Here is a 15213-nt window from a genome sequence, read left to right as displayed (position 1 = left end):
GACGTCCGGAAGCGTTCGGAACCGGAAGGCCGGTGGCACACGCGGTGTCACCCGCCTGCACGCCGGACGGTGCGGCCTCGGGCGATGACGGGGAAGGCTCTCCGTCAGTACGAAGAGAACACCATCCGGCACCGGCCCCGCCGGGAAGGGAAGTCACGATGAGTCGCGCCCACGACGACACGGACGGCAACGCCGCGTACGGAAAGAAGCCCTTCAAGCGGGCGAAGAGCCACTTCGCGGACCGCATCACGGCCGACGGCAAGGACGGCTGGCCCGTCGAGGCCGGCCGCTACCGGCTCGTGGTGAGCCGCGCCTGCCCGTGGGCGAGCCGCGCGCTGGTCTCACGACGGCTGCTCGGCCTGGAGGGCTCCCTTTCCCTCGCCGTCGCGGATCCGGTCCAGGACGACCGCAGCTGGCGGTTCACCCTCGACCCCGGGGGCCGCGACCCCGTACTCGGCATCCGGTACCTCGGCGAGGCCTACGAGGCGCGGGAGCCGGACTACCCCGACGGAGTCAGCGTCCCGGCGATCGTGGACGTACCCAGCGGCAGGCTGGTCACCAACGACTATCAGCGGATCACCCTGGACCTCGCCACCGAGTGGACGGCGCTGCACCGGCCCGGCGCACCCGACCTGTATCCGGAGCCGCTGCGCGCGGAGATCGACGAGGTGATGGAAGGCGTCTACCGCGACGTCAACAACGGGGTCTACCGGGCGGGCTTCGCGACACGGCAGAGTGAGTACGAGGACGCCTGCCGGGGTGTGTTCCGGCGGCTGGACGTGGTGGCGCAGCGGCTCGCGGACCACCGCTACCTGGTCGGGGACACCATCACGGAGGCGGACATCCGGCTCTTCACCACGCTGGTGCGCTTCGACGCGGTCTACCACGGCCACTTCAAGTGCAACTGGTGGAAGCTGACCGAGAACCCCGTGCTGTGGGCGTACGCGCGTGACCTCTACCAGACGCCCGGCTTCGGGGACACCGTCGACTTCGACCACATCAAGCGCCACTACTACCAGGTGCACACCGGCATCAATCCGACCGCGATCGTGCCGCTGGGTCCCGATCTCTCCGGCTGGATGACGCCGCATCACCGTGAGGAGCTGGGCGGCCGCCCGTTCGGCGACGGTACGCCGCCGGGGCCGGCGCCGGCGGCCGAGCGGGTGCCGTCCGGCGGCTGAGGGCCTGCGGGAAGAAGCCGGGCGGAGGAGGAAGGGGCCCGCCCCGCCCGGACGGACGCACGCGTTGCCGTCCGGTGCCTGAACCTCTCTGCGGACGGGCAGACGAGGGGAGGAGAGCGTGTGATCGCGAGCCGTCCGGGAGGTTCCATGAGTACAGAAGCCTGGGTGCTGCTCGTCGTCGCCGTGGTCTTGGCGGTGGCGACGCTCGCCGTGGCGGTCGCCGTGCTCGTACGGCTGGTCCGCGCCCGCCGGAGCCTGCGGCGGGCGGGACTGCCCGAGGGGCGTCCCTGGGCCTTCTGGGCCGCTGTCGCCTACCTCGTCCTGCCGGCGGACCTGATGCCCGACCCGGTGTACCTCGACGACATCGGCGTACTGCTGCTCGCCCTGAGGTCGCTGCGCGCCGACCGCGACCCGGGCTGATCCGACGGCAACGCACCTGCCGGGCACGGCCATTGGTTCACACCACTGACGCGTCGCAGGCCCGCGTGCCGTCGCGGCGAAACCCTCCGCCGCGCCCGTGCTGACGTGCGAAGTCCCTGCGGCCGAGCCTCATTGACGGATCGTCCGGGAGCCGGTACCCCTTGTCATCGCGTCCCGCCCGCAGGCCCTTCGTGCACCACCCGTCCCTGGAGGCCGCATTGCAAGGATCCGTCACGCCACGATCCACGAGCGCGCGCAGACGTGTCTGGCAGGCGGGGGGTCTCGTGGTGTCCGCCGCGCTGGTTCTGCCGCTGCTGTCGGCCGGGCCCTCCGCCACCGCGGAGCAGCCCGCGCACCCCGCTTCCGGTGCGCTGCAGCGCGACTTCGCGGCGGCCGCCGCGCAGTACCGGGTGCCGCAGAGCGTGCTGCTCGGGGTGGCGTACCTGCAGTCCCGCTGGGACACGCACGGCGGCGCGCCGAGCGTGACCGGCGGCTACGGCCCGATGCACCTCACCGATGCCGGGGCCGCGCTCGAAGAGGCGCCGCACCACACGGACTCCGGGGAGGACCCGCGCGGTGACGACGCCCGCCCCGCGCGGACCGGCGGTGAGGCCGGAGTGCCGGAGGTGTCCGAACTCCCGGCCCGGCTGAAGACGCTGGAGCGGGCCGCCGCGCTGACCGGGCTGCCGGCCGCGGAGCTGCGCAGGAGCCCCTCGGCCAACCTCCGGGGCGGGGCGGCCCTCCTGGCCGCCGCGCAGAAGCAGCTCGGGCAGCCGCTCAGCGCCGACCCGGCCGACTGGTACGGCGCGGTCGCCCGCTTCTCCGGAGCCGACGACACGGCGACCGCGACGACGTACGCCAACGACGTGTACGACGTGATCCGGGCGGGTGAGCGGCGTACGACCGACAGCGGCCAGCGGGTCTCGCTGCCCGGCGCTCCCGGGCTCGCGCCCGACCGTACGCAGGCCGCGGACCTCGGGCTGCGGACCGCCGACACGGGACTCACCGAGTGTCCGAAGACGGTGGCGTGCGAGTGGATTCCGGCCCCGTACGAGGAGTTCGGGGACGGCGACTACGGCAACCACGACAAGGGCGACCGCCCCGCGGGCCAGGGCATCGACTACATCGTCGTCCACGACACCGAGGCCACCTGGGACACGACGCTCCAGCTGGTCCAGAACCCGGAGTACGTGTCCTGGCAGTACTCGCTGCGCTCGTCGGACGGGCACATCGCCCAGCACGTGCCGCTCAAGGACGTGGCCTGGCACGCGGGAAACTGGTACGTCAACTCCAAGTCCGTGGGTCTGGAGCACGAGGGCTTCCTGACCTCGCCGGACGCCTGGTACACGGAGGCGATGTACCGCACGTCGGCGCGGCTGGTGAAGTACCTGGCGAAGCGGTACGGCATCCCGCTCGACCGGCAGCACATCCTGGGCCACGACAACGTCCCGGGGACGACCACCGCCACCATCCGCGGGATGCACACCGACCCGGGCCCGTACTGGGACTGGGCGCACTACTTCAAGCTGCTCGGCAGGCCCTTCACCCCGTCGGCGGGCCCGGACAGCGCCGTGGTCACCATCCGGCCCCGGTACGCGAAGCACCAGCCCCTCTACACGGGCTGCGTGAAGGCCGGCCAGCCGTGCGCCCCGCACGGCTCGGGCGCCGTCCGGCTGCACACCGCGCCCGCCGAGGACGCGCCGCTGGTGAAGGACATCGGCCTGCGCCCCGGCGGCCAGGAATCGACGAACGGCGTCAACGACACCGGCGCGCGCGCCTCGACGGGGCAGCAGTACGCCGTCGCCGAGCGCAGGGGCGACTGGACCGCGATCTGGTACCTCGGCCAGAAGGCCTGGTTCCACAATCCGGGCGGGCAGCCGACCGCGGTGAACTCCCGGGGGCTGCTGCTGACGCCGGAGGACGGCGCCACGGACGTGCCGGTGTACGGGCGGGCCTACCCGGAGGCCGCGGCGTACGCGGGGACGCCGGTCCCGGTGCAGGCCCTCTCGCCGCTGCCGTACAAGCTGCTCGCCGGGCAGAGGTACGTGGTGGGCGACCGTGCACCGGGCGAGTACTTCTTCGCGCCGACGTTCGAAACCGCGGGGCACCGGGTGGTGCGTGGCGAGGAGGTGTACTACGAGATCCAGTTCGGGCACCGGGTCGCCTACGTGAAAGCCTCTGACGTGCGCGTACTCCGGCCGTAGCGGACCGCGGACGGCGACGGGGCGCTCTCGGCCACGGCCGGCGACGGCGCCCTTTCGTATGACTAATCGGGGTGGGGCGTGCGCCGTACGGGCGACGGGTAGGGCTGGGCCGGAACTGACCGGTCCGCGCCGCGGTGGGTGCGCGGACGTCCCTGAAAGGCCGGACGTACATGGCGCAACAGCCCTTCACCCTGCCGGACTTCTACGCTCCGTACCCGGCGCGGCTCAATCCTCATGTCGACGAGGCCCGTCGCCACACGAGGGAGTGGGCGCGCCGGATGGAGATGCTGGAGGGCTCGGGCATCTGGGAGGAGCACGACCTCGAAGCGCATGACTACGCGCTGCTCTGCGCGTACACCCATCCCGACTGCTCCTCCGAAGTGCTGGCGCTGGTCACCGACTGGTACGTGTGGGTGTTCTTCTTCGACGACCACTTCCTGGAGACCTTCAAGCGGTCCCTGGACCGGGAGGGCGGGAAGCGGTACCTGGACCGGTTGCCGGCCTTCATGCCGATGGATCTGGCGGACGGTGTGCCGGAGCCGGAGAACCCGGTCGAGGCGGGGCTCGCGGATCTCTGGGCGCGGACCGTGCCGAGCATGACGGGCGCGTGGCGGGAGCGGTTCGCCGAGGCGACCCGGAACCTGCTGAACGAGTCCCTGTGGGAACTCTCCAACATGGACGAGGGCCGGATCGCCAACCCCGTCGAGTACATCGAGATGCGCCGGAAGGTCGGCGGCGCGCCCTGGTCGGCGGGGATCGTCGAGTTCGCGTCGGACGCCGAGGTCCCGGCGCCGGTGGCCCACTCGCGGGCGCTCGGTGTGCTGCGCGACGCGTTCTCGGACGCCGTCCACCTGCGCAACGACCTCTTCTCGTACCAGCGCGAGGTCGAGGACGAGTGCGAGAACAGCAACGGCGTGCTGGTCATGGAGCACTTCCTGGGCTGTACGACGCAGGAGGCCGCCGATGCCGTGAACGATCTGCTGACGTCGCGGCTCCAGCAGTTCGAGAACACCGCGCTCACCGAAGTCGGGCCGCTGTGCGCGGAGAAGGGCCTGACCCCGGCCGAGACGGCTGCCGTACTGGCGTACACCAAGGGCCTCCAGGACTGGCAGTCGGGCGGACACGAGTGGCACATGCGCTCCAGCCGCTACATGAACGGGGGCGGAGGCGGGAGCAGGGCGGCGGCCGGTCCCGCCGCGAGCGGCTGGGGCACGGCGGCCGCGACGGTCCGCTTCACTCCGCGGGCCGAGGCGGCCCGTCTGCGCAGGCATACGCACGTGCCGTACCAGCACGTGGGCCCGTCCCTGATCCCCGACCTGGACCTCCCGTACCGGCTCGCCCTCAGTCCGCACCTGGCGGGGGCGCGGGAGCGGAACATCGCGTGGGCGCGGCGGATGGGGATGCTGGAGCCGCAGCCGGGGCGGCCCGCGTCGCACGTCTGGGACGAGCGGCGGGCGCGCAACATCGACCTGCCCCTGTGCTCGGCGGGCCTCCAGCCGGACGCCACACCGCAGGAGCTCGACCTGTCGTCGAACTGGCTGACCTGGGGGACGTACGGGGACGACCTGTACCCGGTGATCTACGGTCGCACCCGCGACCTGGCGGGGGCGCACGCGGCCAACGAGCGGCTGCGGCTGTTCATGCCACTGGACGGGGAGCCCGTCCCGGAGCCGTCCGACGCGATGGAACGAGGGCTCGCCGACCTGTGGGAGCGGACGGCCGGACCGATGAACGACGCTTCGCGGCGTACGTTCCGCAAGGCGGTCGAGGACATGATCATGAGCTGGGAGTGGGAGCTGGCCAATCAGGCGCTCCACCGCGTTCCCGACCCGGTGGACTACATCGAGATGCGGCGGTTCACCTTCGGCGCGGACATGACGATGCGGCTGTGCCGGCTCTCGCACGGGGACCGGGTGCCCGACGCCGTCTACCGCAGCGGGACGATCCGCTCGCTGGAGAACTCCGCGGTCGATTACGCCACGCTGCTCAACGACCTCTTCTCGTACCAGAAGGAGATCGAGTACGAGGGCGAGGTGCACAACGCCGTCCTGGTCGTGCAGAACTTCTTCGGGGTCGACTACCCGACGGCGGTCGACATGGTGCACGAGCTGATGAAGGGCCGGATGCGGCAGTTCCAGCATGTCATCGAGCTGGAACTGCCGCTCCTTTACGACGACTTCGCGCTGGACGCCGAGGCCCGCGAGATCCTCGACGGCTATGTGCGCGAGCTCCAGGACTGGCTGGCCGGGATCCTGAACTGGCACCGCGGGTGCGTCCGCTACCGCGACGAGGACCTGCGGAGCGGGGCCGGCGGCGCGCCGTGGCACCTGAGCGGCCCCACCGGGCCGGGCACTTCGGCCGCCCGGGTCGCCGCTCTGCTGGGCCGGCCGGCCGCGGCGCACGCGTAACACCGCCCGCACACCGCCCGGCGCCGGCGAACGGGCCGCCGCGTACGGCCTGTTCGCCGGAGACGGGAGAGGAGGCGGTCAGCGCCGCGCGTCGGTGGCCGCCCGGTCGAAGGTCGCGGGGACCGGCAGGTTGTCCAGCCGGCCGACCGGCCAGGCGACCACCACCGCGCGCCCCACCACGTCGTCCACGGGCACCATGCCGGCGCCGGGCTCGTGCCGGTGGTAGCGGGAGTCCCCGGACGCCTGCCGGTGGTCGCCCATCACCCAGAGATGACCGCTGGGTACGGTGACCTTGAACTGCCCGTCCGGGTCCGTGCTGCAGGCCGTGTTACCGGGGAAGACGTACGGCTCGTCGAGCGCCTTGCCGTTGACCTTCAGCGGGCCCGCGCCCTCGCACTCCACCGTGTCGCCGCCGACCCCGACGACCCGCTTGATCAGGTCTTTCTCCTCGGCGGACGGCATCAGTCCGACAAAGCCGAGCGCCTTTTGCACCGCACTGGGCCGCGGTGCGGGCTCGTTCCTCAGCCAGTCGCCCGGGTCGTGGAAGACGACGACCTCGCCGCGCTCGGGCTCGGATCCGAACCACGGGGTCAGCTTGTCGACGAGTACCCGGTCACCCTTCTGGAGCGTGTTCCGCATGGACTCCGAGGGGATGGAGAACGCCTGCACCAGAAACGTCTTGACGAACAGGGCCAGCAGCAGCGCGATCACCACGAGGAGCGGGAGTTCCATCCAGAAGGGACGCTGTTTCTTCACCTTCGGATGCCGTGCTTCCGGTACGCCGACCGCCACGTCTCCCACAACCGCTCCTCGCCTCACACGGAACTCAACCCTGCTGGAACAGCTCCGCGGGCAGGGGCTTCAGCAGCGCGTACAGGTCGTCGGTGATCGGCCGGTCCCAGCTGGCGATGGTGACGAGCACATTGTCGCTGCGGTCGAACTGTACGCAGGAGATGCGGCTTTCGGAGAGCTTGATGCGGCGCACGATCAGCAGGTTGTCGCCCTGCATCACCGGCATGTCCTCGCTGTCGACCACCTCGACGGGCTCGTCGTTCTCGAGCGCCGCGAGCAGCTGCGCCACCTCGAAGGGCACCTGCCCTTCGGCGAGCTCCCGGGCCGGGGAGCCCTCCGGCAGGTTGCCGATGATCATCGCGGGGCCGCGGCCGCCGAACAGGTCGTAGCGCAGGAAGACACCCTGGCAGCTGCCGTCGGGGGCGGGCAGCAGGCCCGCTCCGAGGTTGCCCGGCCAGTCGCCCGGGTCCATGGCCAGGACATCGAATTCCGGGCCCGCGGGCGTGGCGGAGGGGCGGCGGCGGAGGAAGGACATGCCGCCATGGTACGTGGCCCGGGCGCGCTTCCGGCGCCGGGGCGGGCCGGTGCGCGGCTCGCCCCCGGCCGCTCGGGACGCGGCCGGCGGGTCCGGTGCTCCGCCGTACGGGCTGGAGTCCAGCCCGTACGGCGACGGACTGCGCGCGGCCGCGGGCCCTCAGGTCAGATCGAAGGCGCCGTCCCGCGCGTTCCGCACGAAGGCACGCCATTCGGCCGGGTCGAAGATCAGTGACGGGCTGCCGGGTCTGGCGGCGTTGCGCATCGCGATGAATCCCTCGACGAACGCGATCTGAACGTCGCCGGCCCCCTGACTGCCCGACTGCCAGTCCGCTCTGCTCAGGTCCAGCTCCGGCTTGCCCCAGCCCGCAAGCCGCTGCGCGGTGATGCCCTCGGCCACGTCCCTGCTCCTCCCGGTTCGTCGTCCGCCGGTCAGCCTAGCGATCGTCCCGGGCGACGGACAGGCCGCGACGGGAGTGCGCGGGCCGTGTGCGGCGGCGCGGGCCGTGCGCGGCAGGGCGCGGGCCGTGCGCGGCGGGCGTCGGGGCCGGGCCGGACGCCGCTCGTGCCGTACGTGCGCCTCGGGGCGGCACCCGCCCCGCCCCTACGCCCCGAGCAGGCCCTTCACCGCCCGGCCGAAGACCACCCGTCCCGCCCGTACGATCACCGCGTCGAGCGCCCGGGGGAACCCACGCAGCCGCAGTTCCTCCGTCCAGACGACCACGGCCCCACTGCGGGCGGGGCGTACGTCGATCTCGGCCCACCCCAGAACCACCCTGCCCCGCTTCTCCAGCCGGCAGTGGCCGGCGCCGCCCCGCACCGGCGGGTCCCAGGCCACGACCTCCATCGGATCGTCGAAGCCCAGGCGCCCCAGGCCCGTACGGGCCACGAGCACCGTCCCCTCGGCGGTCGGCGGCGGGGTGGCGACGGTGATGCGGGTGAGCGGGACCTGAGCGGCGTGGTGTTCCCACACGGTCAGGCGCCGCCACGCCTCGTCGGCCGGCAGCGGCGTTCGGCGTTCGATACGGAAGAGAGCCACCACCCGACCTTAGAGCTGTGCGACGGCGCGCGCCGTTGCAGGATGGAGGACATGCTGCTGGCCACACTCGCCCGGGTCTCGCGGGAGATCGCCTCGACGTCGGCGCGCTCGCGCAAGACCGCGCTGCTGGCGGAGCTCTTCCGGAGCGCGGGGCCCGACGACGTACCGATCGTGATCCCCTACCTGGCGGGCCGCCTCCCCCAGGGACGTGTCGGGATCGGCTGGAACCTGCTGCGCGAGCCCGTCGCCCCCGCCGCCGAACCCACGCTGACCGTGGGTGAGGTGGACTCGGCTCTGACGGGGTTCGCGGGGATCTCGGGGCCCGGCGCGCAGGCGCGGCGGGGGCGGCTGGTGCGGGAACTGATGGCGGCGGTGACGGAGGAGGAGCAGCGGTTCCTGTTCGGGCTGCTCACGGGAGAGGTGCGGCAGGGGGCTCTGGACGCGCTGGCGGCGGAGGGGCTGGCCGCGGCGGCTTCGGTGCCCGCCGCCGAGGTGCGCCGGGCGGTGATGCTGGGCGGTTCGCTGGTCGCGGTCGGCCGGGCACTGCTGGCCCGGGGGCCCGCGGCGCTCGCGGAGTTCAGCCTCCGGGTGGGCCGCGCGGTGCCGCCGATGCTGGCGCACCCCGGGCAGGGCGTCGCCGCGGCGGTCGGCAGGCTCGGGCCGTGCGCCGTGGAGGAGAAACTGGACGGTGTCCGGGTGCAGGTGCACCGTGACGGGGCGTGGGTGCGCGTCTTCACCCGCACCCTGGACGACATCACGGACCGCGTACCGGAACTGACCTCGGCCGCCGCCGGGTTGGCCGGTGACCGGTTCATCCTCGACGGCGAGGTCATCGCGTTCGACGCGGAGGGCGGGCCGCGCCCCTTCCAGGACATCGCGGGCCGTGTCGGCTCCCGCCTCGACGTGGCGGCGGCCCGTGAGGCGCTGCCCCTGTCGCCCGTCTTCTTCGACGTACTGGCGCTCGACGGCGAGGTCCTCCTGGACCTGCCCTACCGGGACAGGTACGAGCGGCTGGCGCGCCTGGTGCCCGAGCCGATGCGCGTACGCCGGACGGTGGTGACCGGTCCCGGCGACGCGCCGCGGGCCGAGGACTTCCTGGCGCGGACGCTGGAGCGCGGTCACGAAGGAGTGGTGCTCAAGGCGCTGGACTCGCCCTACCAGGCGGGGCGGCGCGGCGCTTCGTGGCTCAAGGTGAAACCCGTGCACACGCTCGACCTGGTGGTGCTGGCCGCCGAGTGGGGGCACGGCCGCAGGACCGGCAAACTCTCGAATCTGCATCTCGGGGCACGGCGGCCCGACGGTACGTTCGCCATGCTCGGCAAGACGTTCAAGGGACTCACCGACGCGATGCTGGACTGGCAGACGGAGCGGCTGCGGGAGCTGGCGACCGACGACAGCGGTCATGTGGTGACCGTACGTCCGGAGCTCGTCGTCGAGGTCGCCTACGACGGGCTCCAGCGGTCCACGCGCTACCCGGAAGGGGTGACGCTGCGTTTCGCGCGTGTGGTGCGCCACCGCGAGGACAAACCGGCCACCGAGGCGGACACGGTCGCCACCGTCCTCGCCACCGGTCCGGTGCGGGCGGCGGACTGAACGCTCCTACCCGCCGTCGGCGGGCGCGGACGTGATCTGTCCGAGCAGGTCCGTGTAGAGGGACCGTCTGTCGGGGCGGGCGTGGTCGGCGGCGTGCCGCAGGGCGGGGACCGCCGACGTGCTCATACGGACCAGTCCCTCACGTGCCGCCCTGCGCACCGCGGGGTGCGAGTGCTGGAGCATGTCGACCAGGGCGGGGACCACGGGTTCCCACGCCGCGTGGCAGAGCGTCCGGACCGCCATACGCGTCACGTCGGGCTGGGGGTCGTCCAGCAGGACCGCTGTGTGGCGGAGATGGGTCTGCCGGTCGAACATCGTCCGCGAGGTCCGGTGGGCGTGGAGGCGGACCTTGGGCCTGGGGTGCTTCAGCAGCTCACCGATCAGGGCCTCCAGATCCCTGTCCGGGCCCGGGCCCGGTGCCCGGTGCTCCTCGGCCAGGCGGGTGAGAGCCCGGCGTATCCGCTCGGGATCGCCGGTCCGGGCCAGGGCCAGCAGTTCCTCCCGGGACGGAGGGCGGGGAGCGCCGGCCGGCGCGGCTCGCGCGCGTTCGCGCAGCGCGTCCGACGCGGCGGTGTCCCGGCGCCCCGCGTCCGGGCCCCGCAACGGGCCGTCGACGAGACGGAGTCCGTCCGCCAGGTCGTCGCGTCCTCCGGTGCGCAGTCGCCGGCAGGTCCGTTCCAGTGCCGGAGTGCGCAGCAGCGGACGGCCCGCGAGCAGGTCCAGGAGACCCAGGGCACCGGCGTCGATACGGTCGCCGAGGAGCTCCGCCAGCGCGTCCGCCGGGACACGGCGCAGTGCTTGTCCGGCCTCCGGGCGGACGGCGGGCGGGCCGTGCTCCCACCATCGCAGCACCAGGGGGACCAGCGGCAGCAGGTCCGCCGGGTCTTCGAACCGCAGGGCCGTGCGGATCACCCGGTGGGGCAGGATCTCGCCGGTGCGGAGTTCCGTCTCGCCGATGGCGCTCAGTGTGCGGGCCGGGCACGCCTGGCCGGGCACCGTGACGCGGCCGCGGAGAAACGCTCGCATGACGTGAACCGCGACTTCGGGCTCGGGCCACTTTGAGAGCGCCAGGGCGGCGGCGTCCCTGCGGTCCGGAGCGGCGGATTCCAGCATGGCCAGCAGACGCTCGCGCTGTGCGGCCGAACGCGGCTGGTCGAGATCGCCGCCACGGACGGCTCGCGCCGCACGGGCCGGGGCCGGAGCGGCTGTCTCCGCGATGGTCCAGGGCGGTGCGCCGAGGGGCTGAAGGGCGGTCATCCAGTCGAGGAGAGCCACGCGGACCTCCGGGCCGGCGGCCGCGTACGCGCCGATCAGCGCGCTCAGGCGGTCCCGGGAGCCCGGAACGCCGTCGGCGGTGCGGCGGCGGAACTCCTCCAGGGCGCCTGGCGTACGTACTGCCTCATGCAGCGCCGCCTGCCATGCCTCGGCGTCGGTGCAGGTGGTGCCGGTGGTGCCGGTGGTGCCGGTGGTGCCGGCCTCGACGGGAACAGGCGGCTGCGGGACGGTGAACGCGTCGCGCAGCACGGCCGTCTCGGCCCGCCAGGGGTCGGCGCCGAGCCGGACCTCGGCGAGGGACCGGTCGAGATCGCTACGGACCAGCACCGCACCGCAACCCCGCAGCAGCGTCAGGAGGGACCTGCCTCCCGCGGCTCCGGCGGGCAGTGCGCGTACCGCGGCCGCCACCGAGAACCTCTCGACGGCTGTCAGGGCCGGCGCGACCGCTTCGAGCAGCGCGACGAGGTCGTGTCCGCTCTCCCCGCCCGGCCCGTCGGCGAGCTCGTCGAGCAGGCACTGGACGTGCCGGGCGAAGACCGCCGGCTCCCCGGCCGCCCGGGGGGCGGGGCACAGCCGCATCGTGAACCGCAGGACGCGGCTGCGTACCGTGGGCGCGGAGTCCGCCAGGCGCAGCCAGTCCGCCAGCATGGGCCGCAGCTCCCGCAGCCGGTCGGGGTGCGGCGGCCCGGGTCTCTCCGCGATGCGCAGGGCGACGGAGGGGTCCCAGCCCTCGGTCAGCAGCGACGTGACCTCGGTGTCCGTTCCCTCCGGGCCCGGCTCCGGCCGCCGGGCGGCGGGAGCGGTGAAGCCGTGCTTGGCCAGTAGTACCGCCAGGTCCGCGGCCGTCCCGGAAGCGAGGGCGACCCGGCCGTCCGCCACCAGGGCGAGCAGCACCGGTGCGGCCGGTGATCCCTGGCCGTCCAGGGCGAGGACCGAGCGCGCCGGCAGTACGCCGCCGAGGCCGGTCAGGAGCAGTTCGCGCGTGCGGCCGTCCTCGCCGCGTTCGGCGGCGGCGAGGACGGTCGCCGCGAACGCGTCGCCGAGGATCGCGCGCAGTGCCTCGACGAGTGCGGCGCGCAGCCCCGGATTGTCGTGGCGCCCGAGCCGGCGGAGCAGGGCCGGTACCGCGGCGGGTGTGCCGGCCCGGACCAGAACCCCGGCGGCGGTCTTCTTGACGTTCATGTTCGGGTGGCCGAGGCACGCGGCGACCGCGGCGCATGCCCAGCGGGCCCGCGCGTGGCCGAGGGCCAGCAGCGCCTGCCGTACGGTCTGGATGTCCTGGGCGGTGGTCAGCGTGATCAGGGTCGCCGACAACGCCTGCGCGTCGTCTCCCGCGGCGTCCCGGGCGAGCAGCGCGATGACGTGCTTGCGCACGTGCCGGTCGCGGGAGCGCAGCAGGCGGTGCACGCGTGGGCGGATGTGCGGGCCGGGGGCGGGGACCCTGAGGAGCAGTTCGAGCAGAGTCGACTGCTCGCCGCCGGACAGCCCGGGCCGGTCCAGCAGATCCAGCGCCAGGGTGGCGGCGAGTGCGTGGCCGGCCTCGCGTGCGTGCGCCGCGTCGAGCAGGCAGACCGGTCTGATCTTCCCGCGCTCGTAAAGGCGGCGGCCCAGCGCGTACAGGGCCTCCAGGACCTCCTGAGGCACCTCGGGCTCTTTGGCCTGTCCTCCGCTGCCGGGCCCCGGGCCGTGATCCGCGCCGGCTCCGCCCGGCTCCCGGGACGCCGCCGTCTCGCGCACGACGACCAGCAGGAGGTCCGTGATGAACGGCAGCGTGCCGGCGCCCCCGTGGGCGGCCAGCCTGCACAGCGCCGCTACCGGTTCGTCCGGGTCCAGGTGCGAGCGCAGGAGGGCCAGTTCCCGCTCGTCGGGGGCGCCCAGATCGGCCGCGACACGGGCCGGCAGGTCGGCGGGGTCGAGACGGAGGAGGAGGCCGTGCCGCTGGTGCGGCTCGTGGCTCAGATGCCACAGCAGTTCAAGGGCCCGGCCGCGTACGGCGCGCAGGTGGGGCGCGACCACCCCCAAGGGCTGGTCCGGCGCCGCGTCCGGGGGCAGGCCGAGCCCTTCGGCCAGCGCCGCCGCCGTCCGGTCCCCGCCGATGGCCTCCAGGGTCTTCAGGGCCGCCGAGGGCGCGGCGGGCAGGAGAGCGATCACGGCGTCTTCGGCGTCCGCGTGGCGCAGCCGGCGGATCGCGTCGAGGAACGGTCCGGGCACCGGCGACAGGGGAAGCATCCGCGTGATCGCTTCCCCGATCGGCAGCTCCCCCGGCCCCTGCCCGGCCAGGGCCACCAGCAGGGCGAGCCGCCGCGGCCAGTTCGGATCGTCGGCGGCCGCCTCCACCAGCACCCGGAACATCTCCTGACGGCAGGTGAACAGGACCGTCGCGACTTCCCCGGGGTCGATCGTGTGGTCGGCGAGGGCCAGGCCGACGACGGCCGGGACCACCCGGTCGTCCGGGAAGTGCCCGCGCCGGTGGAGTCCGCGCAGGCACGTCACCGCCGGTCCGCCGAGCAGCAGCGGGTCCTGTGCGGCGACGGTCGTCAGCTCACCGATGTCGCCGCGTTCCGCCAGGTCGCCGAGCCGTTCCAGCGCCCGCCGCCGAAGGCGCGGCGCCAGGTCCGGATTCCCGACGGCCCGGCGCAGCACATCGCGGTGCCCGTGGTGGGCGGCGGCCGCGAGCGCGGCATCGGCCACGCCGGGGTTCTCGGCCGTCGCGCCGGCCGAGAGGAACGGGGACAGGCATGCGGGCGGCAGCGGGTGCAGCGCCGCCCATGGCGCGGTGAGTTCGCCCAGTACGGCGGCCACGACATCGGCGCTGCCGCCGGTGAGCATGCCGACGAGGTGCTCGCGGACCAGCGCGGGGGCCAGCACTCCGGCGTGCAGCCCCTCCCGGGCCAGCCGCAGGGCCTCGGCCCGGAGCACCGGGTCACCGCTGCGCGCCAGTTCGGCCACGAGGCGGTCGGGGTGGCCGGGGCGGTGCGCGCCGGTGACACTGGTCTCCCGTACGGCCTGGTACAGGAGTTCACCCGGGGGTTCTCTTCGCACCAGCGCCGGATCGTGGAGAAGTTCCGCGCGCAGCCAGGCGATCCGTACCTCTGCCGGCAGTCCAGCCGTACGCCACGGCGGCGGGCGCCGTCCGCCGAGGTGCGGTCGCAGGCGCTCGTACAGCCCCGCCAGAACGAGCGCCGCCTCCGGTGGCTCCACCATGGGTCCGGGCAGCGCCTCAGCGAACCGCGCCAAGTCCGCTTCACCGATGGTGCGGTCCGTCTCCAGCCGCTCGGCCAGGAGTACCAGTCCCCGGTACCTCTGGCGGGGGTCCTCGTGCGTGACGAGGCGGTGGAAGAGGGCCGGCGAGCAGGTCCCGGCGCCGGGGCCGCCGGCCGGCCTGCCGGTCCGGCGTACCGCATCGTGCAGGGGTTCGTCCGCCGGTGTCGTCACGGTCGGATGGTATGTGGGGCAATCACCGCACCACCAGCGAGATTTCCCCGCACCGCGTCCTGGCGGCGGGGCATGGTACGGGCAGGACGGGACACCCGTACAGCATCGGATCCCAGACTCGAAGGACGCCGACCATGCCGATCACATTCCGCAAGAGCTTCCGGATCCTCCCGGGGGTGCGGCTGAACATCAACCGTCGCTCCTGGTCCCTCACGACGGGCGGCGGGAGCGGCCCCCGGCACACCGTCAGCAGTACGGGCCGCCGCACCACCTCCGTGGACCTGCCGGGCCCCTTCGGCTGGCGCAGGACCACGCGTACGCGCAGGCGCTGA

General features: G+C 73.6%; 11 protein-coding genes. 6 read left to right on the top strand and 5 right to left on the bottom strand.

Annotated elements, in window-relative coordinates; genetic code table 11:
* Window positions 1-158 precede the first annotated feature (158 nt).
* The 4 genes from ACWD0Y_RS21130 to ACWD0Y_RS21115 all read left to right on the top strand — a co-directional run bounded on the left by ACWD0Y_RS21130 (window position 159) and on the right by ACWD0Y_RS21115 (window position 6213).
* Entirely contained in the window at window positions 159-1181 is a 1023-nt protein-coding gene (locus ACWD0Y_RS21130) for a glutathione S-transferase family protein (protein ID WP_450261869.1), read from the top strand.
* Between the two features lie 147 nt (window positions 1182-1328).
* Window positions 1329-1601, top strand: a complete 273-nt coding sequence (locus tag ACWD0Y_RS21125; protein WP_093802769.1) for a YkvA family protein — start codon at window positions 1329-1331, stop codon at window positions 1599-1601.
* A 218-nt stretch (window positions 1602-1819) separates the two neighbouring features.
* Entirely contained in the window at window positions 1820-3805 is a 1986-nt protein-coding gene (locus ACWD0Y_RS21120) for an N-acetylmuramoyl-L-alanine amidase (protein WP_450261882.1), read from the top strand.
* Window positions 3806-3975: 170 nt separating this feature from the next.
* Complete coding sequence (locus ACWD0Y_RS21115) at window positions 3976-6213, top strand: terpene synthase family protein (protein ID WP_450261868.1); 2238 nt, start codon at window positions 3976-3978, stop codon at window positions 6211-6213.
* A gap of 78 nt (window positions 6214-6291) precedes the next feature.
* Here the strand turns inward: ACWD0Y_RS21115 and lepB are convergent, their stop codons facing one another.
* From lepB to ACWD0Y_RS21095, 4 genes are all read right to left on the bottom strand, one after another.
* On the bottom strand, window positions 6292-6945 hold the full coding sequence (gene lepB, locus ACWD0Y_RS21110) for a signal peptidase I (protein ID WP_450261881.1): 654 nt from the start codon (window positions 6943-6945) through the stop codon (window positions 6292-6294).
* 94 nt (window positions 6946-7039) lie between these two features.
* The gene (locus ACWD0Y_RS21105) at window positions 7040-7540 is read right to left on the bottom strand and encodes a glycosyltransferase family protein (RefSeq protein WP_093802765.1); all 501 of its coding nucleotides are present in this window, start codon (window positions 7538-7540) and stop codon (window positions 7040-7042) included.
* Window positions 7541-7699: 159 nt separating this feature from the next.
* Entirely contained in the window at window positions 7700-7939 is a 240-nt protein-coding gene (locus ACWD0Y_RS21100) for a DUF397 domain-containing protein (protein WP_450261867.1), read from the bottom strand.
* Between the two features lie 204 nt (window positions 7940-8143).
* A complete protein-coding gene (locus ACWD0Y_RS21095; protein WP_450261866.1) occupies window positions 8144-8578 on the bottom strand; it encodes an SRPBCC family protein in 435 nt (144 codons plus the stop codon).
* Window positions 8579-8629: 51 nt separating this feature from the next.
* Here ACWD0Y_RS21095 and ACWD0Y_RS21090 point away from each other — a divergent pair, with 51 nt between their 5' ends.
* Window positions 8630-10171 (top strand): ATP-dependent DNA ligase, encoded by a 1542-nt coding sequence (locus ACWD0Y_RS21090; RefSeq protein ID WP_450261865.1) that lies wholly within the window; start codon window positions 8630-8632, stop codon window positions 10169-10171.
* A 6-nt stretch (window positions 10172-10177) separates the two neighbouring features.
* Here ACWD0Y_RS21090 and ACWD0Y_RS21085 read toward each other — a convergent pair whose 3' ends face one another.
* Window positions 10178-14881 carry a HEAT repeat domain-containing protein gene (locus tag ACWD0Y_RS21085; protein WP_450261864.1) on the bottom strand — a complete coding sequence of 1568 codons (4704 nt, stop codon included), beginning with the start codon at window positions 14879-14881 and terminating at the stop codon, window positions 10178-10180.
* Between the two features lie 134 nt (window positions 14882-15015).
* Here ACWD0Y_RS21085 and ACWD0Y_RS21080 point away from each other — a divergent pair, with 134 nt between their 5' ends.
* Window positions 15016-15213: a DUF4236 domain-containing protein gene (locus ACWD0Y_RS21080; protein ID WP_450261863.1), complete on the top strand. Its 198-nt coding sequence runs from the start codon at window positions 15016-15018 to the stop codon at window positions 15211-15213.

The sequence above is a fragment of the Streptomyces altiplanensis genome, assembly GCF_053591575.1.
Note: the sequence above shows the minus strand (reverse complement) of the source record. Positions and strands in the feature narration are given on the sequence as shown.